The sequence below is a fragment of the Robertkochia solimangrovi genome (assembly GCF_007279655.1).
Lineage (GTDB): Bacteria > Bacteroidota > Bacteroidia > Flavobacteriales > Flavobacteriaceae > Robertkochia > Robertkochia solimangrovi.
In genome coordinates this window covers 342,826-365,023 of sequence record NZ_QKWN01000006.1, presented here as the reverse complement: position 1 = coordinate 365,023, position 22,198 = coordinate 342,826, and the positions used below count along the sequence as shown (strand labels likewise).

12 protein-coding genes are annotated in these 22,198 nt (G+C 40.7%); 4 read left to right on the top strand and 8 right to left on the bottom strand.

The features are described 5' to 3' along the window. Positions 1-51 precede the first annotated feature (51 nt). The 6 genes from DMZ48_RS09835 to DMZ48_RS09810 all read right to left on the bottom strand — a co-directional run bounded on the left by DMZ48_RS09835 (position 52) and on the right by DMZ48_RS09810 (position 8,964). The gene (locus DMZ48_RS09835) at positions 52-627 is read right to left on the bottom strand and encodes a superoxide dismutase family protein (protein WP_143954960.1); all 576 of its coding nucleotides are present in this window, start codon (positions 625-627) and stop codon (positions 52-54) included. Between the two features lie 150 nt (positions 628-777). Then, complete coding sequence (locus tag DMZ48_RS09830) at positions 778-1,470, bottom strand: DUF2490 domain-containing protein (RefSeq protein ID WP_143954959.1); 693 nt, start codon at positions 1,468-1,470, stop codon at positions 778-780. 97 nt (positions 1,471-1,567) lie between these two features. Further along, on the bottom strand, positions 1,568-3,505 hold the full coding sequence (locus DMZ48_RS09825) for a S9 family peptidase (RefSeq protein WP_143954958.1): 1,938 nt from the start codon (positions 3,503-3,505) through the stop codon (positions 1,568-1,570). A 143-nt stretch (positions 3,506-3,648) separates the two neighbouring features. Then, positions 3,649-5,274 carry a M1 family metallopeptidase gene (locus DMZ48_RS09820; RefSeq protein WP_143954957.1) on the bottom strand — a complete coding sequence of 542 codons (1,626 nt, stop codon included), beginning with the start codon at positions 5,272-5,274 and terminating at the stop codon, positions 3,649-3,651. Between the two features lie 36 nt (positions 5,275-5,310). Further along, entirely contained in the window at positions 5,311-6,645 is a 1,335-nt protein-coding gene (locus tag DMZ48_RS09815) for a M28 family metallopeptidase (RefSeq protein WP_143954956.1), read from the bottom strand. Positions 6,646-6,753: 108 nt separating this feature from the next. Continuing rightward, on the bottom strand, positions 6,754-8,964 hold the full coding sequence (locus DMZ48_RS09810; RefSeq protein WP_143954955.1) for a bifunctional alpha,alpha-trehalose-phosphate synthase (UDP-forming)/trehalose-phosphatase: 2,211 nt from the start codon (positions 8,962-8,964) through the stop codon (positions 6,754-6,756). An 82-nt stretch (positions 8,965-9,046) separates the two neighbouring features. On the opposite strand from DMZ48_RS09810, the gene DMZ48_RS09805 reads away from it, so the two are divergent. Then, positions 9,047-10,849 (top strand): glycoside hydrolase family 15 protein, encoded by a 1,803-nt coding sequence (locus DMZ48_RS09805; protein WP_143954954.1) that lies wholly within the window; start codon positions 9,047-9,049, stop codon positions 10,847-10,849. A 101-nt stretch (positions 10,850-10,950) separates the two neighbouring features. Here DMZ48_RS09805 and DMZ48_RS09800 read toward each other — a convergent pair whose 3' ends face one another. Both DMZ48_RS09800 and DMZ48_RS09795 read right to left on the bottom strand, forming a co-directional pair. After that, the gene (locus DMZ48_RS09800; RefSeq protein WP_143954953.1) at positions 10,951-11,550 is read right to left on the bottom strand and encodes a hypothetical protein; all 600 of its coding nucleotides are present in this window, start codon (positions 11,548-11,550) and stop codon (positions 10,951-10,953) included. A 168-nt stretch (positions 11,551-11,718) separates the two neighbouring features. Further along, positions 11,719-13,662, bottom strand: a complete 1,944-nt coding sequence (locus tag DMZ48_RS09795) for a helix-turn-helix domain-containing protein (protein ID WP_143954952.1) — start codon at positions 13,660-13,662, stop codon at positions 11,719-11,721. A 284-nt stretch (positions 13,663-13,946) separates the two neighbouring features. Between DMZ48_RS09795 and DMZ48_RS09790 the strand changes: the two genes are divergently transcribed. From DMZ48_RS09790 to DMZ48_RS09780, 3 genes are read left to right on the top strand one after another with little or no spacing between them, the layout of a single operon-like run. Further along, positions 13,947-16,265 carry a hypothetical protein gene (locus tag DMZ48_RS09790; protein ID WP_143954951.1) on the top strand — a complete coding sequence of 773 codons (2,319 nt, stop codon included), beginning with the start codon at positions 13,947-13,949 and terminating at the stop codon, positions 16,263-16,265. Between the two features lie 11 nt (positions 16,266-16,276). Further along, positions 16,277-21,652: a fibronectin type III domain-containing protein gene (locus DMZ48_RS09785; protein WP_143954950.1), complete on the top strand. Its 5,376-nt coding sequence runs from the start codon at positions 16,277-16,279 to the stop codon at positions 21,650-21,652. After that, positions 21,646-21,987 carry a hypothetical protein gene (locus tag DMZ48_RS09780; protein WP_143954949.1) on the top strand — a complete coding sequence of 114 codons (342 nt, stop codon included), beginning with the start codon at positions 21,646-21,648 and terminating at the stop codon, positions 21,985-21,987. The genes DMZ48_RS09785 and DMZ48_RS09780 overlap by 7 nt, the downstream gene beginning before the upstream one ends. Positions 21,988-22,198 lie beyond the last annotated feature (211 nt).

The window sequence follows — 22,198 nt, the reverse complement described above, 5'->3', positions numbered from 1 at the left end:
CGCTTTTAATTTTTTGTTTGAATTCTTTAAGAATCCGGGGTGTTCGATAAATTATTGGATAACTCCTCCGCAACTTACTCTTGCACCTGCAGCACCACTGGGTTGTGAAACATAGTCGTCGGTACCTTGATGTACGATCACTGCTTTACCAACGATATCCTTGTTTGCATCACCACATCCGATACACCATTCATCGGTCTCGAAAGTGATGGTACCATTACCATTTTCGTCTGCGGTAAAGTTTCCGATGTCACCTTTGTGATACCCGTCAGGGCTACCCCATTTACCGTGCTGGGCAAATGTAGGATTCCAGTGACCACCACTTGAAGTTCCGTCTTCAGCACTACAATCTGCTTTCTCATGCAGGTGAATAGCGTGCTCCCCCGGAGCAAGTCCTTCAAATACGGCTGTCATGGTTACTACTCCGTTTTCTTCTGTAAATACTACGTTACCTTTAACTTCGCTTTCGCTTTTCGGTTCCATGGTAACCGTTATTTTTTTAACTGCTGGGGTTTCAATTTTTGTCTCTTCCTGTACAGGTGTTTCTGCTTCTTTTTTCTTTTCGCTTTTGCAACTTACTGTAGTTAAGAAGGAAACCGCAATAAATAAACCTAAGAATTTTTTCATTTTCATTTTTAAATGTTAATTGATCTTTTCTAAGATAGTAAGTTTAATGTGGAATCGCAAAGATATTGCCTGAATATCCCCTTTAGGGAACATTTTATACCGGGTACATTCCTTTAAAACTACTATCTGTTAAAGTAAACGAAGTAAATACTATTTATTGTTTTTAACTAGAAAATCTGTGTTAAAAAAGACTGCCAGTTGAAGACGGTCGAAGTTTATCCCTGTAAAATGATTCTTTAAATAACCGAATTGAAAGCTAAGGTCTTTATTCACTTTGTATCCCACAGCACCATAAAGTCGGTTCTGACCAAATACGGGTTCTTGCAAATTGATAAATATTTCATCATAGGCATTCAGGAACCAATGCGTACCGAGAGGGTAGGTGATCTGAAGACGGTATCGGGCCCGATGTTGCGTCTCGCTTTCATCATAGCGATGCAGAAAGCGTTGTTCGAACCGGTATCGATGTTCAAAGGCGAATTTCCCTAAATTATTTTTTAATATAAATTGTTCAAATATCCTGTGTTCTTTTAATTTCTCCTCACCCGGTTGATCCATAAAGTCGGTATCCGTATCGATAAAACCGTACCCTAATGTGGCTATGGCTTTTGGTGAAATGTGATAATTGACCCCTGTTCTTAATAAGAGTTGATTAAAGTTGGAAGTGATCTCGTAGAATCGGAATTGTGCCTCGGTATGGATACTCCATTTTTCTGAAATTTTATTGGTTCCGAAGTACATGTACCAGGCCCCCCAATTATCGTCACCTCTATCCTGGGCGTGTAAATGAAGGCACATACCGGTAAATGCGATACATAGAAAAATGCGAATTTTTTTGCTCATAAGGTCTATTTTGGGTTACGTGTTTAAAAAAAGATTCCTGCCTGAGCAGGATTACATCAGGCAGGAATCTAAAAGATTATAGTATTGTAAATATATATTATTCTGTCGATATTTCCTTAGTGGCATCCATATCCGGATCATGGCTTTCGCCTTTCAGGTATTCATCCAGAAAGTTGAGGATCTGCTCGTATCCTTCGATTTGATTTTCTTTCTTTACGAAACCATGACCTTCATCTTCGAAAAGGACATATTCAACCGGAACTCCATTCTTACGAACGCCGGCAACGATTTCGTCTGACTCAACCTGTAAAACTCTGGGGTCTTTCGAACCCTGAAGTACGATGAGTGGTTTTTTTACCTGATCCGTATGGAATAATGGAGAAATGGCTTTTAATCTTACTGAATCTACAGTATTAGGATCTCCCATTTCCTGATAGAGTGCATCTTTAAAAGAAGACCACCACGGCGGAATACTTTTTAAAGTACGCAACCAGTTTGTAACACCGAATAGATTTACGCCCACTTCAAATTCGTCAGGAGCATAGGTAAGTGCTGCCATGGTCATATAACCTCCATAAGAACCACCTAATATTCCGATCTTAGAAGAATCTATGACGTCTTGTGAGGCCAGCCAGTCTTTTCCGGCGATACAATCTTTAAGATCCTTATCACCATGATTCTGGTCATCCATTTGATAGAACGTCTTACCATACCCGCTGCTTCCTCTGTTATTAACCGCCAGAACGGCATACCCGTGATTAACAAGGTACTGTATCAGAGAGGAGTAATTTGTTCTTGATTGTCCTCCCGGACCACCATGTACCCATACAAGGGCTGGAACTTTTTGATCGGGTGTTGCCTGAACCGGTTTATAATAGATAGCCGGAATTTCCAGATCATCGAATGATTTGAATCGAACTACCTCTGCAGCGACGAGATCCTCCGGATTTATAGCTTCATTCAGTACATTGGTCAGACGGAATGTTTCACCGCTCTCCATATTATAGGAATATAGATCGGTGGGTGTATTGGAATTACCCACATCGAGGATAGCCATTTTCTCATCTCTGGATATACTGATCCCAAGAATCTGTTTTCCTTCAACCTGAGGAAGTTTTACCGTGGAGTTATCTGCTGTGCGTTTTACTTCCAGTTTATTGGAGGCATCCTCATTCGTAAGTAATACCGAATAGGTGCCCTTATGCGTAAAATAGAAATTGGATATATCCCAACTTTTTTCGGTTACTTTTTCATAGACCTTTGACTCAGGATTGAAACGCATCAGATAACTGAATTCAGAGCCCTCGTCGGAGGTATAATAGTACCATTTTCCGTCCGGACTGAAATCCATCGGGGTATTTCCGCTTTGGCGTTCATTCACCTTGATCTTCTCTCCGGTTTTGAGATTCTTCAGATAGATATCAGTATCATTGGTGTTCAGGGGTTGAACTAGAACCACATAAGTTTTGTCATCACTGATGTCGGTGATCTCCATCCCTTCCTTATTCTCATAGACAACTTTCGTAGAAAAGTCTTCCGTCGACATTTCAAGTAGATCCATAAAGTTCGGATCACGTTCGTTGCTGGCAAAATAGAAACTATTATTATCCTTAGCCCATTTATAGAAAAGTGTTCTTACATTTTCTGCAGGAGTCAGTCGTTTAACACCGGTACTGTCTTTAAGATAGATCTTGTAGACCTCATCACCATTGTCATCCATTCTGAATAGAATACGATCATCCTTTGGGAAATAAGATACTCCTAGTATCGAAGAGCTGTCTGACTCCGTTAAAGGAATGAATTCACCTCCGGATGAGGGAACCGTATATAAATTATAGATTCCTGTTTTGTTGCTGGTTAAAAGGATCTTGGAATCATCATACGAAAAGCTATTGTCAAAAACATTTTCGGTGTCCAGAAACTGCTTGATGGTGTAGGAGCCTATTTCGCGCTGAGCCTCCTTTTCTGCCTGTTCCTCCTTACAGCCTGTCAGACCCAGGCAGGCAATTATAAATAACAATTTAAAAGTTTTCATTCTTGAACGTATTATTGCTGGTTTATATTGGAATTCTGTAAATGGAATATCTGAGCCTGTTAGTCAGATCACTTTTATTATACCTTTACCGCATCGATCCCCAGTTTCGTAATCCGTAGAATAAAAACAGTTTTTAGCTGTATTTATTTCATTTCGGTACTTCTAATATAGAAATTCTTATTGACTTTCAGCTTGTTAATGTCATTTTTGAAAGCAAGGGACTTCCAGTTATTTTCCGGAAAGATCCATTCAGATTTACCGTCGACCTCAACGATGACCGGCATATCGAAATCTTCGACGATATCCGTATATCGGAATTCAAGTTGTTTGCCTTTTATACGATATTCCAGATTTGGTATTCTTATGTCGCGCAAATACTGATTGAACAGCGCTGTAAGGTCTTTTCCGGTATAATCGGAAATATAATCTTCGATCTGTTTGGTCGTCACCGTTTGATGATAGAATTCTTTATTAAGTCCCCTCAGCATCATTCTCCATTTTTCGTCGTCTTCCACTAGTTGTCTGATCGTATGAAGCATATTGGCTCCTTTCGGATACATATCACCGGAACCTTCATTATTCACATCGTAATTACCGATGATCGGTTTGTTGTTACGGATACCACTACGGGTACCTATCAGATAGTCTGCTCCGGCTTCCTTCCCATAATAATATTCTACATACAGTCCTTCGGAATAGGCGGTAAAACTTTCATGGATCCACATATCCGCTATATCCTTGTATGTGATGTTATTGGCAAACCATTCATGACCAGATTCGTGAATAATAATAAAATCAAATTTCAGTCCCCAACCGGTTGAAGATAGGTCTCTTCCCAGATAGCCGTTTCCGTATTGGTTTCCGTAAGTTACGGAACTCTGATGTTCCATGCCGAGGTAGGGTACTTCTACGAGTTTGAAACCATCCTCATAAAATGGGTACGGACCAAACCAGTGTTCAAAAGCTTTCATCATCATGGGTGCCTGTTTAAATTGTTCCTTAGCTTTATCAAGGTTATAGGAAACCACATAATAGTTCATATCTAACGGACCTTTTTCACCTTCATAAACCTCTCCGAAGTGTACATAATCACCAATATTGATATTTACTCCATAATTATTGATCGGGTTATCCACCTGCCAGTGCCAGGTTTTGGTAGTTCCATGGTCATCAGTACCCACCAGTCGGCCATTTGAAACGTCCATAAGATCGGCAGGCACATTAACACTGATCTTCATACTATCTACTTCATCATACATGTGGTCTTTGCAGGGCCACCATACACTGGCTCCGAGTCCCTGACAGGAGGTGGCAACAAAATGATTTCCATTCACATCCTTTTTCCAGGAGAGTCCTCCGTCCCAGGGAGCGCGTACGGCTTCCCGGGGATGTCCGGAATAATGAACGACCACTTCATTTTCTTCACCGGCCGTTTGTGTTTTTTTAAGTTTGATGAAATGCGCATTGCCTTCATGAATCACCTCCAGTTCCTGATCATCCTGAGTAACCTTGTCAATTTGCATCGGACTTTGCAGGTCGATCTGCAGGAGGTTGTAAGGTTTGATCACTCGGTACCGAACGGTGTTCTTTCCTTCGATATATTTATCTTCGGGAGTTACTTTGATGTCCAGATGATAAAAGGTAAGATCCCACCATTCTCTTTCAGGGGTGATACTACCTCTGAGAGTGTCCTGTTTGGTGAAATTTGTTTCCTGAGCCTGAACAACGGCAGTAACACAGATAAGCAAGGTGAGCAATATTCGTTTCATCGTTAATCGGGTTGTATAAACTGTAGGGTTTAATTATTATCGGTTTCTAATTATTCCTGAAGGAAAGGTGACAACACTTTCATGACCTTCTTCATCAACAGCAGAAACACCGAAGAAGAAATTATCGATCACAACGCCTTCAAGCTTGAATTCTGTTGCTGAACCTACATTTCTACTGTGATCCCACGTAGGGGAAGTGGTATCTCTCCAATAGATCTTGTAACTAACAGCACCGGGAGAAGGTTTCCATTTTAATTTTACATCAGCCTCAACGATTCCGCCGATCTCAACTTCTTCCGGAGCCGGAGGTGCCCATGCGATAGAGGCCAGATTGATCGCATTCACTGCCGTAAGTTTCGCAGCATAATCAAAATTGACATGTTCGAGTACATCTCCATACGCTATTCCATTCTCTGTTCTCAGATCCTGATGTTGCTGTGTATAGTTTTCATGAGCTTCCATGATACGTATTCCGGCGAACCCTGCATCATTAAAAGGTCTGTGATGTCCTCCGCGGCCGAATCGGTCTAAGCGGTAGATCAGCATGGGGTTCATTTCAGGCATATAGGTTGTTACTGTTTTGTATACATACCGAGCTAATTGCCGTGAAATCCCATCGACCTCTCCGCCGTAGAAGCGTCTCATATTTCTTTGTCGTTCGGTTTCCGTTGGAGGAACTGGTTCAGAAAAGATACGGAAGTCGGTATTGCTAATAATGCCATCAACACCTTTTATATTTCCGATCATATCATTATTGAAGATCCCGATGATCTCCCAACCTTTTTCCTTGGCATATTCAGCAAGTCCTTTCCCTCCGTGCAAACCTTGTTCCTCACCGGAGAGTCCGGTGTAAATAATACTGTTCTCAAACTTGTATTTGGAGAGTACCCGGGCTGCTTCTATCGTTCCCGCCATTCCACTGGCATTGTCATTTGCACCCGGGCTATCAGCGGTATTGTTATTTACATCGCTTACCCGTGAATCGATATCACCACTCATTATGATAAATCGGTTCGGATATTTGGTGCCTCGCTGAATGGCAACGACATTGTTGATCCATACATCCTGAAATATTCTTTCGCTGCTACCTTTTTCAACAAAGTTCTTCTGATAGAATACTTCCAGACAATCACCGCAGTTTTTATCGATTTTGTCAAATTCAGATTTAATCCATCTTCTGGCGGCACCGATACCTCTGGTTTGGGAAACGGTATCACTCAGCGTATGTCTGGTGCCGAATCCGACCAAGGTGGTGATGTCGGCTTCGATCCTCTCCGGAGAGATGTTGTCTATGATATCATAGATCTTTTGATCGGTTTGTGAATGTGCAAAAAATGATAGTAATAAGGCAAGGGTAGTGAGTTTTCTCATGAAAATTTTAAATTGAGTTGGTTACATAAGAATTTTGAGGAACCCTGAGGTTCCCTGGTTCCTCACAAATATAAATGTATACCTTAAAAAAGCTGCTATTTTAACGTTTTAGTTCAGAAATTTCTCTAATAGGTTTCGAACTTCATTATTACTTTTCACATAGTATTTTGCTTTGGTCTTTACAAATCCGACCTTAACAGTATAAGCATCCTTGGGTAATTCATCGAACATATATTCATCGGTCCAGTCATCCCCGATGGCAAAGGTAAAATCATAGTTCTTTTCTGAAAGTAAACGGGATGCGGCCCGGCCTTTATTCACGCTGCTGCTTTTAATTTCCATGACCTTATTGCCGTTTAAGACGGTCAGATCGTTATTGGAAATTAGGCTTGTAAGAACAGTGTTCAGCTCGATGGTTCTAATTTGAGCCAGCTCAGGATCGGCCTTGCGGTAATGCCATGCCAGTGAATATTGCTTTTCTTCTATGAAGGTTCCCGGAGTCCGGTCAACGAATGATTCCAAAATAGGGCGGATGTTTACCATCCAGTCTGTTTTGAGCCTTTCCAGTGCCTCCCAGTCTTTGTGTTTTCTTCTTAGCCATACACCATGATCGGTGATCAGATTGTAGTCGTGGTTACCGAACCAATTGGTAAAAGTTGCTTTGTCTCGCCCGCTGATGATCACGACATCAGCATTTTCGAGGGTATTTAGCTTATCGATCAGTTCGAATAATTCAGCGTCGGGACTGGCATCTTGTGGATTATTCTGAAAGCCGGTGAGTGTACCGTCGTAATCCAGAAGTAATAGTTTCTGTTCTGCCTTTTTGAAACTATGGATCATTTCGGTTTCTACATCCGAAGACATGCGCTTGGAAACGATCACATCTCCCAGGTTTTGTGTGGCTTTGAGTGATTTCATAAATTCGGTAGCCCATTTCTCGATGCTGTATCGCGCGAGACGTTCCTGCAGAATGGCATTTCTTCTTTTTTGTTCATCCATCGGCATTTCCAGCGCCTGTTTCATAGCATCGGCGAGTTCTTCGAAATTGTTCGGATTGACCACCAGTGCTTCGTTCATTTCTTTGGCCGCCCCGGCCATTTCGCTAAGGATCAATACGCCGTCCTTATTGGTTCTTGTGGCGATATATTCTTTGGCAACCAGGTTCATACCGTCGCGAACAGGAGTGATCATGGCTACATCCGAAGAGGTGTAAAGGTCGATGAGATTTTCAAAAGGCATCGAACGGTAAAAATACCAGATCGGAGTCCAGCTTACCGTGGCGAAATGTCCATTGATCCGGCCTACCAGTTCGTCGGTTTCCTTTTTGAGTAATTGATATTGTGGAACATTCGATCGGGAGGGTACTGCCAACATGATCAGACGAACCTTTTCTTTGAATTGCGGGTATTTGTTCAGAAAATATTCATAGGCACGGATACGGTTTGGTATCCCTTTGGTGTAGTCCATTCTGTCGATTGAAAGTATGAGCTTGGTCTCTTCATCGGCCTGTAAATGATCATCCAGACGTTGCTGCAGTTCCGAACGTTCATTTTGTTCCTGCTGCATATGATTTTCAGCGGCATCATAGAATTTTTTATAATCGATACCCATCGGGAATGAATCCACCTTTATGATACGGTCGTAATATACGATTTCATTGAACTTAACCTCGAGTCGGAGTATTCGTTTGACCGAGCTCAGGAAATGTCGTTCATAATCATAGGTATGAAATCCGATGAGGTCAGAGCCCAACATTCCGTGAAGAACTTCCTCCCTCCAGGGAAAAGTTCTGAAGATCTCATAGGATGGGTAGGGAATATGAAGGAAGAAACCGATGGAGGTATTTGGCTTCTTATCCTTGATCATTTGAGGTAGCAAGAGCAGTTGATAATCATGTACCCATACCGTATCGCCTTCGTCGAGGTTTTCGAGTACCACTTCAGCAAATTTTTCATTCACTTTTTTATACGATTCCCAAAAATCTTTTTCAAACTCCGTATATTCCATGAAGTAGTGGAATAAAGGCCATAACGTACGATTGCTGAAGCCGAAGTAATAATTGTCTATATCATTTTGAGAAAGTTGGACTGTGGCACACTTTTCTGCGGCTATTGCATTGTCAACCCGATCTTTGAGATCATCGGTTAATTCTTCTTCTGTTAACCCTGACCAACCTATCCAAATTCCATTTCCTTCAGCATGAACTGATTTCATTCCGGTAGCGAGTCCTCCTACACTTGGAATGATCTCTAGTTCGTTATTTTCTTTGAGTTTTACTTGTAGTGGTAATCGATTCGAAACGATAATGGTTTTATTCATAAAGCTGGTCTTGTTTAACAAATGTTATTTTCGTTAATTTAAGGAATTAAAAGCTGTTTACCATTAAAAATGCGATTATTTAATGAAGAATTTGGACTATGGAATTGTCGGAAACTGCAGAAGTGCAGCATTAATTTCAAAATATGGATCAATCGATTGGTGTTGTTTGCCGGAGTTCGATTCATCCTCGGTTTTTGCTAAATTACTGGATAAGAATAAGGGAGGAAGCTTCGGCTTTCAGGTTGATGAAGATTATACCATTTCTCAGAACTATTTGAAGAATACCAGCATATTGGTTACGAGTTTTACCAACGGGAACGATTCCTTTGATGTGATGGACTTTATGCCGCGTTATTATCGTGAAAGTGGAAAGCATTATGCGCCACCGGATATTATCCGATATGTAAAATATAAGAAAGGACGCCCCAGATTCAAAGTAGTCTATGATCCCAGGCTTGAATACGCGATCGGATCGACCGCAACTTATATTAAGGATGATTTCATCGTCAGCCTGACGGATAAGGAAAAATTCGATACACTATTTCTTTATACAAGTTTTGATAAAGAGGCTGTTCTGAACAGGGATGAGATCGAACTCAGTCAGGATGGCTTTTTTTCCATCGGATATAATGAGAAAATCTTTGTGCCCAATACCGATAAGGTGCATCTTGAAATGCAGCGAACCATGGTATACTGGTTAAACTGGACAGAGAAGACTCCGAGTTATCGAAAATATAATGATATCATCATTCGGAGTGCCATGACGCTCAAAATGCTGAGTTATGATAAATCTGGAGCTGTACTTGCGGCAGCTACAACCTCACTTCCTGAGACTATCGGAGAAGTACGAAACTGGGATTATCGTTTCTGCTGGATTCGTGATGCCTCAATGGTGATCAAAGTAGTTTCTGAACTGGGGCATAAGAATATCGCCAGGCGGTATTTACAGTTCATCATTGATCTTGTTCCTGACAAGGATGAGAAGCTTCAGATCATGTACGGGATCAACAAAGAGAAAACACTCACAGAGATCACGCTTGATCATCTTGACGGATATGAAGGTTCGCGTCCGGTTCGAATTGGAAACGCTGCCTATGAACAACGTCAGAATGATATCTATGGCATTCTAATGGATGTGATCTATGAGCAGATAGCAAAATTTAGTACGGATATCGATAATTGTGAAGATCTATGGACGATCACCAAGGGGATCGTTTGGGTGGTGAATCGTCACTGGACAGAACCGGATAAAGGTATTTGGGAATTCAGAACAGAAGAAAGACATTTTACTTTTTCAAAGGTACTCTGCTGGGTTGCGGTAGATAAGGCACTTAAAGTTGCCCAGATTCTGGGGAAGACCAAGAAACTGGAAAAGTGGCAGCCTTTAGCACAGAAAATCAGGGATGATATCTTTGAGAATGCCTGGAGCGAAGAAGCGCAGGCATTTACACAATCCTATGGTTCGGTCGATCTCGATGCTTCTGTTTTGCTGATGGAGCCTTATGGGTTCATCGATGCCAAAGATCCTAAGTATGTATCTACGGTCAAAGCCATAGAGAAGGAGTTGAGTTATAACGGACTTTTATATCGATATAAGAATAAGGATGATTTCGGATTGCCCACTTCCTCGTTCACAATCTGTACATTCTGGTTTATCAATGCCCTGAATAAAATTGGGGAAAAAGAAAAGGCGATCAAATTATTCGATACCTTATTATCATACAGTAACCATCTGGGCCTTTTTAGTGAGGATATCGATTTTGAGTCGAAACGATTACTCGGAAACTTTCCGCAGGCATATTCGCATCTGGCTTTAATCGAAACTGCGATCAATCTGTCGAATTACATTACTGAAGAAGAACGCGTAATGGACTCGGTTCGATAATAAAAATGATGCTGTAAGGGCCTGCTCTCCCTTACAGCATCTGTCATCATGAATTGGAGGCTCGTTCTAAGAAAGCTTCCGGATTAGCATAATAAACTAAATCATAGTTCCACTGCTTCGTTTATTTCCATTTTTCCGTTGAGTTTTACCTCTAAGACCGATTGCGTAGCTATCGGTGGAAATTTGTACGTTAATTCACCTTTAAGACCTTTATATGCTCCGGTTCCTCCATCTATGATAACTTTGTTGGCGAGTTCAGGCTCATCTCCCTCCGGAACATCCTGATCATCCTCGTCGATTTCTGCTTCCAGAAGCAATTCATCTTCTTCAAATAAATTCGCAGATCGAAGAAATATGTTGTCACCGGAAGCATCGGTGATAACAGCTTCGAAATTGTGAACGCCGAATTTCTTAGGAGCAGCGCAGAAAGTGTAATTAATTTTGAACGTTCCAATTTCGTCAGAAGAGCCTTCACCCTCATGCGTGATATATAAGGATCCTTCCTCACAGGCACCCATATCAGTAATAGCAGTCTGATTGGAGATAAATTCCATACTAACCGGAATGGACATTCCGGGATCCACGGTCCTAGGTGTAGGACCCTGGAAGGTCGCAACATCATCGTCACTGCTACTGCAGGAGACGATAAACAGGCTTAATAGCATCGTGGTGATTACCCACTTTAGTTTAATAGCTTTCATTTTACGTGTTTTTGATTAATGAATTCCTCGTTGCTGGTGACAACAAGGTTTATCGAAGTTCTTCATTAAAAACACGGTTGACTTAGAAATTATGTTGAGAATCTGTGTAGATTTTCTGTGCACTTATGTTGTATTGTGCACATATGTTGCATTATTCTTAATAAAAAATTAAATCCTGAACTCGGGTTTAAGCCCTATTTTATCAAGGATACTCAAAAATCGGGGATCTTCCCGTAAATCTCTGAGGAAATAATCGAAAGAGATCTCCGGATTTGGAGTCCCGGTATCAAAAGATTGTTGAAGACTTTCCAGGGCTTTGTTCCGATCTCCCAAAAGTGTATAATACCGGGCATTTAAATAGGGTTGCTCACTGTAATCGATACGCATTTTCAGTAATCCTTCCGGTCCTTCATTCTTATAGATACTATCAGCTTTGCTAGGAGGGTATTCGTTAGTAAGAAGTCCGTATAATTTAAAAGCGTCTAAAGCCTTATCATAATTGCCGAGCATATAATTGATTTCAAAATCATTCCAGGTAGACCAGGGATGGTCCTGAAGCATCTCCTTACAGCGTTGATTCTCGGCCAGGGCATTTTGAAAATCACCCTGATTGAAATAGAGATGTGCACTGAAATAGCGAATGACAAAGGATAATGGATCGAGTTCCAACGCTTTGTTTAACTGCGCTCTTGCTTCCTGATGTTTTCCCTGAATGCTTAAGAAACCGGAGTAATAATGATAAACGGCAGAGTAATTGGGGTTGAGTGCGATCGCTCTGCGGAATTCCTGTTCAGCCTTCGTCCAGTTAAAATCGATATTCGTATAGATTGAAGCCAGAACGGTGTGGGCTTCAGCCAGACTTGGATCGATCTCCAAAGCCCTTTTTGCAAGAGCTTCCGATTGATTTCTACCCCTGCTAACTTCAATCGAACCTTCAAGGGACATCAGAAGATAGATTTCAGCAAGTCCCGCATAAGCCCTTGCATATTTTGGATCTTCTTTTATCGCATCTTCGAAAAAGTTGATTCCTGAAATATAGCCTAATCCGGTTCTTTTTTTCAATTCAAAATTCCCTAGCTGATAGAGTTCGAAAGCGCGGAGGTTATTTGTATTATGCCGGTTTATACTGGCTTCTTCTTCCGGACTAAGAAACCTGTTGAGTTCTGTAGCAATATTGACAGCGATTTCACTTTGAGTATCGAAAATGTTAGCCATATCCCTGTCAAAGTTCTTAACCCATAGCTGTGTGTCGGTGTTGGCGTCGATGAGCTGAATGTTGAATCTTGTATGGTCGTCAGAACGTTGAATACTTCCTTCGATAATATAATTGACTCCGAGCTCTTTCCCAATCTGAGGAATGGTTTTGTCATTTCTGTTTCGGTATCGGTCAGATGATGTTCTTGAGATTACTTTAAATCCATCGATCTTGGATAATCTGAAGAGAAGATCTTCTACAATACCATCCGCAAAGAACTGATTTTCCTGTTTGTCGCTAAGATTGGTAAAAGGTAGTACTGCTATTGAAGTTTCGCGTTTATCGGATGTAGCATTGTACCGAAGATAGATGAAAGACATCACTGCCAGAATTATGAAGGTGCTCATAAACAACCATAGGAGTTTGCGTTTCCCCCTGAAATATCCAAAATCGATCTCGGGTGTTTTAACAGGTAGCGAGATTGTTTCAGATTTTACAGCCGGCGATATCGAAGATTGATCTGATCCGGTATCAGAAAGAGGATTGTATTCCTCATCTGCAATCTGATTGCGAAAATGGTCTTTGATCTCTCCGGGAGTATAACCAAAATACTTATGAAAACATTTATGAAAATATGACGGACTGTTGAAACCACAGCGATAAGCGATCTCAGAGGTAGTAGCAACATCTTTTTTAAGCATTTTTAAAGCTTCTTCAAGACGGACCTCCCTGATGAACTGACTTATCGATAAACCACGCTGCGATTTTAATTTTCGGTGTAATTGTGATCTGCTCAATCCGATCAGTTCCGCAAGTTCTTCTACGCTGAAATCTTCATTTTCCAGATTTTCCAGGATGATCATTTTCAGCTTTTGAAGAAAAATAGCATTCTGACTTTGATCTCCGGCAACGGCCATTTTACTTTAATTTGTTGGTTATGATAGGATTGGTTTAAGTTAAAGATACTAATATTAGACCTTAAAAAATTCTGTTTAGTACTATTTAAGGAAATTATTAACATCCTTATTATCAAATGTTTCACCTGTAATGTTTTCTGATAAAATAAGGTGCTACAAGACTATAATTTGAACGGAAGGGGCAAAGCATAATAACGATCCATAGGTTGAAATATTTTAGAAGGTAACTTTTTTAATCCCTGAAATATAGATTATTTTCTACATATTGAGCCAAATATGTTACTATGATCTGCGTATTTCTGGACTCTCGCTTGATATGGCCATTTCTTTTTTCAACTTTGATAGTCTCCGGGCAGGCAATTGCCTTGGATGAAATCGGAAAAGATGATTGGTTGCGCTATGCCGGAGGAATATCTCTGGATGGTAATTATGCCACTTCCGACCGGAATGCTAACCTGTTTACCTATCTTTTAAAAGCGAATCTGAATATTACATTCGCCGGTCAGATTCAAATTCCTTTGATGTTATCAATAACAGATGGAGGAGTAAATATACCGACACCTTTTAATTATAACCGATTAAGTCTTTCTCCTTCATGGAAAAATATTCGGTTGAATTGGGGAGATTTTAATCCATCCTTTTCTTCCTATAGCATGCAAGGAATACCGGTGACAGGTATGGGGCTCCAACTTGAAAATACAGGCGCTTTCTCTGCAGAAGTTTTTACCGGAAGATTACAAAAGCGGATCCTTTTCGGTACTGCCCACCCCGAAACTTTACCGGTCTATAAGCGGAGTGGGTATGGCGCCAGATTCCGACACGATTTTGATAAGCTCACACTTGAGGGAATATTCTTTGCTGCGCGTGATCATCGGGGATCCTTAACGGATTCGCTTTCGATTGATAAAGCCGACTTCCCATCGTCAAATCAGGTGTGGCACATCTCCGGTGTTTACCGGCTGAATCCGAACTTCAAAGTTATGGTCGGTTTGGCCGGATCTCACTGGAAAACCACCTTGTTCAACGCGCAGGGAAATAACGCAGTAAGCCGTAAATATTTTTATAAGGCTATGAATTTCTCTCTGGATGTGAGCACAGATAATGGAGGACTTGAGCTGAAATATGAACGTTTGGATCCGGGATTCCGATCAATGGGCACCCATTTTTTTAATAATGATCTGGAGCAGATCACCCTAAAATTGCAACAATCTCTTTTTTCCGGTAAGATCGGTATTAGTATGCATTCCGGTATTCAAAGGAACGATCTGCAGCAAAAGAAATCCAGTAATACTTTGAAAATGGTCAATGCGATGAGCATTACCTATGATTCAGGTAAACAATTGAGGATGCAGGTGGATTATTCAAATTTTACAACCCGAATCAACACTAAAGACCCCTTTGAGGAACGGATTTCGGAACCTATCGTTCATGATACAGTGACCTATCGTCAGATAAATGAGAATGCTTCCTTAAGTGCGTATATAAATTTCACCTCATCAGCTGATCTTCATGTTAATATTTCTGCTCAGCGAAGCGTAACCGGTGACCCTGATGCTTTGGCACCTCTAAATTTTCAGGCTACTACCGGATACGGACAGAACATTAAAAAATTTGGGATATCGATAAACACTTCTTTGAATTATGCGTTACTGGTGAGCAAAGAATCACATGATTTTACATTGGGGCCAAATTTGGGGATCAGTCAAAAGTTTCTGAAAGACCGCCTGAGGTCCGGGGTAACCGTTAGCTGGAATAAACACCGGAAAAATGGAGCCTGGCAGGGTACAAATGTTACCATTAGATGCAGAAATGTATGGACTATCCGAAAAAACCAATCGTTAACCATGAATGTTGGTTCTGTCTTTAGGGAATCAGGATTGAATAGGAGCAGCGCAATAAATATTTCTGCAGGCTACAGGTATACCTTCAATAGTCTGGATAAATATAAGGTTGAAATAGGGCGTAAAAAGATGACGGACAGAAATTCGGAATTACAATTTAAGTTTCGTGGTATCGTCTATAAAGGATCGATTCCTGAAGTCACGGCACAGATCCAAAATTTAACTGCACAATTGGGAGTCGGTGAATTATTACCTGCCGAAAGGAAACAGTTAAAAGACAGTTTTAAAGATCTAAAGGAATATGAGCGAAAAGGAGCGTTTCGATTTCATGCAATAGCGTATCTGAGATCTGCCTATGCTATAACGAAAACTTTTCATGATTATCAGGAGATGCTGGATAATTTATTCCGTCATTTCATTCGGGATGTCCAAACGGCAGAACCCGGACAAGCCGACACCGGATCGTTGATTGATGATCATGAAGAGGTCAGATCTGCAATTAACAGGAAAGTGCATAGTAGGTTATTGAAAAAACTTGCACTTGTTTCAGATTTTAATTCAGCCATGCTGGTCATCCCGGAATTACGCGAGTTTCAGGAACTTCATTTTAAAAACTACAGCAAGCTTCGGGAAGGGGAGCGATTCTTGGAAAGCAGGAAAGTAGCGTTGGAAATTGAGCTGATCGATTTTCTATTCAAATCGCTTCTCACCATTGCAGAAGATCACCTTCTCAGATCCATGTCTAACAACAAAGAACCCTAAATCCTGAAATTATGCGTTTGCGAATTCTTATACTGATTTCAGTATGTATATCTATTTCCGTTTTTGGACAGCAATATCCCGTTCAGGCATTGGTACATATAAAATCACCGGCACCGGTATATCTGAATGAGTATTCCGGAAAGTTAAGTGGGAACCCCGCATTAAAAGTTCGGTTGCTGTTGAACGATCTGAGGGTGACGGGTAGGGAAGTGTATATCAAAATCACCTGCAAGACCCGATCAGGCGGATTTAAATCTAATGTGGCTGCTTCTCAGGGCCAGACTTTTTACCTGGAAAGCGGGATCCCATACGAGTTGACACCAGAAGAAATCGCCTATTACTTTGAAGAACAGAACACTTCCGGGATCGATGATGAATTATCGACTGATATGTTGCCGGAGGGGGATATAAGTTTCTGTATAGAGATTTTTGATAGTATCACCCATAGAAGCTTAGCGCAAAGAACCTGTGCTTATGCCTATGTCTATCATAATGATCCGCCTTTTCTGTTGCTTCCCATTAATGGAAAGGGGATAGCGAATTTTATACCGCAACGAATATTCTTTCAATGGTCGCCCAGACATATCAATGTCAATGCGGTTGCTTATGAATTCACCTTAAAAGCTATCGCAGACCGTTCACAAGATGTTAATACAGTTTACAGCTGGTCTTCAGTGATACACCGAGAAGTGGTCACAGAACCTTACTTAAATTATGATAACACCTATCCCTTATTGCGGGCTGACACCCGCTATGCCTGGCAGGTAAGGGTAATTCAGGCAATTGATGGAAGTGATACAGGACTATTTCGCAACCATGGATATAGTGAAATATATTCTTTTGATTATACAGCTCCCTGTAATTATCCCCTGGATGTATCTCATGAAATTAAAGGAAAACATCAGGCGAATATCTATTGGGACGATCCAGATCTTAAAGGTGGTGTGTATCTGATTCGATACCGGGAAAAAGTGGCTGGGAGTCGATGGTTTTTCAGCAAAACCCGTTTATCATGGCTTACACTTTGGGATCTCAGACCAGGTACAACTTACGAATACCAGGTCATGAAGCAGTGTGAAGAGATTAACAGTGATTACGCTAAACTTCGAAGCTTCACAACCGGATTGGCTGTTGATAGTCTATCCATCTACGATTGTGGAATTGTACCTGAAATGAATGTCAGGGCAGAAGTTCCTTTGCAGCAACTGGAAGTAAACGATGTTTTTAAGGCTGGAGGTTTTCCGGTCAAGGTGACTAAGGTGAAAGGAAGTGATGGCATTTTTACAGGGAATGGATATATCACGATTCCATACCTGGGAAATATGAAGGTTGCTGTTAAATTCACCGGAGTTTTTATCAATTCGGAGCAGCAACTTGCAGATGGAGTAGTATTGACCATTTATGATAAAGAATGGGATCAGGTAGTCGATGCAGATGAGGTCATCGATGCGATTGAAGATATTGGGGATGTGGTATCCGGAGGAGACCTGATCACAATAAATCCATTGGAATATGATATTGAGGAAGATGATATTTCTATTGAGAATGGGAAGATCATCATCGATCTTCCGGATGGCAACCAGTTAAACTATGATCATGATCCTCATGATGTAGTCATTATCACAGATGCTTCAGGAGATCAGTTTACAATAGCTGGAGACGGAGAAGTTCGAAAGATCGGTGAAGGTGCAACCGGTGGACCCATTTCTCCCGTGAATACCGAAGGGATTTCGATGGATCCCGATACCGGAGACATCGTGGTTGATACAATAGCTGATACCGGAATTGAGATTAACTATTATCTTGGAAAAGGAACCCGTTACGGAATTGATATTGCGGACCATAAAACCGAATTGGCTTACTATCCTTCAGTGGCGTTTCAAGGGCAACGGCTCTATCCACCGCACAAGGCGGTCGTCAGTGGGCAAGAAGATTTTTTGTATGTAGGGATCAATTTTGGAAATACCGGATTCGAACCGGAGGATATTGTAGTGAAAACCAAAGAGGGTAGAGCAATTCCGACAGAAGTATTGAATAATGGGAGCGATCTGAAGCTTACATTAAAGGGGCTTACACCTGATCTCGATGAAGAGATAATTATAGCTCTTCACCCTGCAGGAGCAGCAAAGGACCAGGTGATCTCGATGTTCTTTCTTCATCATTTACGATCGATTAAGGATATACAAGTGCATGTGGTGCTGGTGAATGCTGCTGCTAAACCAAAATCACTGGAATCAGAATTAACCGGCATATTTAAAACTGCAGGAGCAGCGCTGTCGGTTAGTTTTTCAGAATGGAAGATTGCACAAAATGACTGGGATACAGAGGATCATGATGGATTGCTAACCTATGATGGCAGCGGATTATTGTCGGACTATCCGGAAGAATTCCGATCCTTTATACGGGTATATAAAAAGCGCAATTTTGATTATGAGAGTGGAACTTACTATCTGTTCATCTGTGGGGAAGAGATCAGGAATTCGGCTGGAATATCCGGGTTTATGCCTCCTGGACGTCAATGGGGCTTCGTTTTTGGAGCACAGGATTCTGAAACACTGGAATTTAAACCTGATCCTACCGGGGTTGCAATCCATGAACTCGGCCATGGAATCTTTCAACTGAAACATATTTTTCGAATTACCGGAGAGCTACCCGATGAAAACTCAGGGAACTTAATGGACTACGGCCCTGGGATAGCGTTAACGTTTCTGGACTGGAAACAAATGAGCGATCCTTCTCTAAAGCTTAATTGGTTCGATCCGGTTGATGACGGAGAGATAGGAAATCGCATTTGGTTTACTCCCGATTGGAAACCATTTACCATTAAGAATACACAGACCATAGCTTCAAAAAAGTCAGAAGTTCCAGCCGGGACGATTCCCGGCTTTAGGATCGAAAATACATACTACTATGCGACCTTTGAAAATGATATCTTTCAGGGTTATCAATCGAACAGCGGACGGTTTTATGAAGAGATACAGTTCAGGAATCCCCAAAAAGAAGATCCTGTTTATCTGTTTCAGGATAATGGAGGTTGTGGCCGTAATGCCTATTACCGGACAACCTATAATCATCTTCTTGGTTCCGGGTTAAAACCCGATTTCAATTCAGAGGAGATCGATTTTGTCGCGATGATCGAATGTGCAGAAGTTCCTGAAGAAACAGCCGGTTATGATGATCTTTTCAGCATACCTCTTTGTGAAACCGATGATGCAACATTCGTTGGGGAGTTGCCTGAGGCTACACCGTATATAGCCATATTAAATGAGGCTTATGCAAGAAGAGGTCGGAAGGGAGATGCTGTAAGAAGCCAGGGAGATTACTTTCATCTCATTAATTTCTCAGAAGGGGATTTGAATGAGAAAAGGGAAGTGTTGGAAGATAAATTATTTCTGCTTGATCGGGAAACCCGTGTGAATTTTTATGTGATGAAAATTTCACTGGATTCTCAACTGAATTCCATCCAGGCAGATGAACTGGCAAAGCAAATTCTTGAGGCTTCAGACCTTCCGGATACAAAGCGTAGTATATTGATCATCATACCTTCGACAGAAAGGTTCGTTTCAACCGGAAAAATCAGTTGCCTTCAATCTGGACTAGCCGTCTCCGAACCAACTATGCTCTCCTCAGGAAAGAAGTTTCGTGAGGATAGTCTGTTTAGCTTTTTACTGGATGTATACAGCGATATCGAAAAGCCATTCCGCATCTTCCGGGGATTTTATCGTGCCAACGGTTCTTTTGTTCATTTGAAAACAACCTCAGGGGAATTCGGAAGTGTCAGAGGCCTTCCATATATCAATTATGTGGCCTATTATGAAAGTCCGAATCTTACTAACGTTAAAAAACTTCAGGTTCAGATCAGCGAACTGAAAACGCTTGAGAAACGACTTGTTACCGATGGAAATTTGGAGGAGGTAATTAAGATTCGGAATGACTATGTCGCACGCTACAATGAATTACTGAAGCGTTCATGGATTGAAGAGAATGAGGCGCTGCGGGGTAACGACATCACTTTTTGGAAAAGAAGGGTTTCTGATATAGGGCAGTTAAGAGAGCCTTTTATACCGGACAAGGATATCAGAAATGCATATCTGGCAACTTTTATAAAAGGAGATTATCTGGAGCGATGGAAGATCCTTTTTGCACGATCCTCATTGGAGGAAGATCATATTTATAATTACTCCAACCTCCAGGTAATCGATGAAACGGTTTATGGTATCGTTGATGCCATAAGTGTTATTCCCAACCTCGATACTGCAGCAGAATTGAGTGGAATGCTGTATGCCGGTATCCGAGGCGATTTTGATCGAACAATCACGTATGCCGCTTCACTGGCAATTCCACTTACTTCGGCACACATCCTCCAAACGCTAAACTCAACTCCGGCTTCTCTGGCGGTTTATGCGCGTAAAAAGGATACAAAACTTTACTATTATCTGGCAGAAACGGGTAGTGTCGGAGCTGATGAGGTTCAGGTTTCTCCGATCTTAACCGGGGATGCCTCAGAAATAGAAGTTTTAAAGAGTCTTGATAAATCTCCATTCTTCGAAGAGAAGTCGGTCAAGGAGCTACTGGAACTTCCAAAGGCATGGAAGCAGCGAACGAATCCCTTTGAGATATCCTGGGATAATGAACTCAACGTTTTCGATTCTCCAGTAACGGCTACTGAATTCTTTGACCTTCAGTCTGAAACCTGTATTCATTTCAGTAAGGGAGACTATTATTTGAAATTTAACCCTGAAACGGGAATGTTGTTATATGGAAATAGAAATACAAAGGAGTTATTAGGGTTTTATGAAGGAATTACCAATATAGAAATAGTCAATGCCAAAGGGATTAATAAAATTGGTGATAAATTGGCGTATTATCATGGGCAGAAACCAGATGGTTATCTATCGATTCCCGGAATAATGGATATAGTGGCCACAACAGGGAAAACGACCACTATCATTGGAAACTATACCACTAAAGGGATGCTAACCGGAGATATGAAAGCGGTCATAGAAGAATTGCTGTTCAATATGAAGAATAGTCAGTTTGGTGCAAAACCGGGAGGATTCAATGTTTTGAATGTATCAGACAGAATATTCAATGGGAGTTCAGATTTTTGGAAAGAATATAATAAGCCATGGCTGAAAGCCGCCATCGATCGCGGAGATATCATCTATGCTGTCACCGATCCTTTGGATGTGGAGAAGGTTTTTAAGAATGTGGATTTGGTTAGTGATTTTAACATAATTGATTTCGAAACTTTAAAAAAGGCCATGAAACATTACATAAGTTTGAAATTTGAAAATGAATTAACTGGTTTTGGAAAAGAAATAAATCTTCTTATAAATCAGAAATATAGCTATAATAGTGAGCGAAAAATATTTGAAAAATGGTAAAGTACAATGGGTATTACCGATCAGAATTATTGATTGATGAAGAGTATCACGGAGGAGGAAAAATTGTAACGAAGTATTATGAATACTTGTTTTTTGATGAAAATATGAAGATGGTTTTTACTAATAGAAAAATTAACGAGCTTTCTCCTGAAATCACAAATAGCTTATTAAAAAATACAGTAAGCCGCTATTCAATATTAAATGAAGGAGAAGTTTTATTGGATTATTATCCAGAAAGTGAATTTTTAAAAACTAAGGTTATTTCAATTTTAAATCCTAATATTTTATTCGACAATGGAGAAAAATTCTATTATTTTCATTCGTTTGATAAATAGATTATCATAAAGGATTACCAATTTTTGGTGGAACATATAGATGCAATTTTTCCGGTTAAGTACAAAACAATGTTCGCTAAGGTGAAGCAAGTGCCTCAAGTATGCCTTTAGGTACAAGATATAGATTGATAAATTTTCATTAGACTTTATGTGATTTTCTTGGAGGATTTAATTTATTGAATTCTTGAATAAAATTCTGGAACAGTATTAA

Bases quoted from the DNA above. Each gene is read 5' to 3' on its own strand.
- DMZ48_RS09835 (WP_143954960.1), bottom strand. From the start codon at position 627: ATGAAAAAATTCTTAGGTTTATTTATTGCGGTTTCCTTCTTAACTACA.
- DMZ48_RS09830 (WP_143954959.1), bottom strand. From the start codon at position 1,470: ATGAGCAAAAAAATTCGCATTTTTCTATGTATCGCATTTACCGGTATG.
- DMZ48_RS09825 (WP_143954958.1), bottom strand. From the start codon at position 3,505: ATGAAAACTTTTAAATTGTTATTTATAATTGCCTGCCTGGGTCTGACA.
- DMZ48_RS09820 (WP_143954957.1), bottom strand. From the start codon at position 5,274: ATGAAACGAATATTGCTCACCTTGCTTATCTGTGTTACTGCCGTTGTT.
- DMZ48_RS09815 (WP_143954956.1), bottom strand. From the start codon at position 6,645: ATGAGAAAACTCACTACCCTTGCCTTATTACTATCATTTTTTGCACAT.
- DMZ48_RS09810 (WP_143954955.1), bottom strand. From the start codon at position 8,964: ATGAATAAAACCATTATCGTTTCGAATCGATTACCACTACAAGTAAAA.
- DMZ48_RS09805 (WP_143954954.1), top strand. From the start codon at position 9,047: ATGAAGAATTTGGACTATGGAATTGTCGGAAACTGCAGAAGTGCAGCA.
- DMZ48_RS09800 (WP_143954953.1), bottom strand. From the start codon at position 11,550: ATGAAAGCTATTAAACTAAAGTGGGTAATCACCACGATGCTATTAAGC.
- DMZ48_RS09795 (WP_143954952.1), bottom strand. From the start codon at position 13,662: ATGGCCGTTGCCGGAGATCAAAGTCAGAATGCTATTTTTCTTCAAAAG.
- DMZ48_RS09790 (WP_143954951.1), top strand. From the start codon at position 13,947: ATGATCTGCGTATTTCTGGACTCTCGCTTGATATGGCCATTTCTTTTT.
- DMZ48_RS09785 (WP_143954950.1), top strand. From the start codon at position 16,277: ATGCGTTTGCGAATTCTTATACTGATTTCAGTATGTATATCTATTTCC.
- DMZ48_RS09780 (WP_143954949.1), top strand. From the start codon at position 21,646: ATGGTAAAGTACAATGGGTATTACCGATCAGAATTATTGATTGATGAA.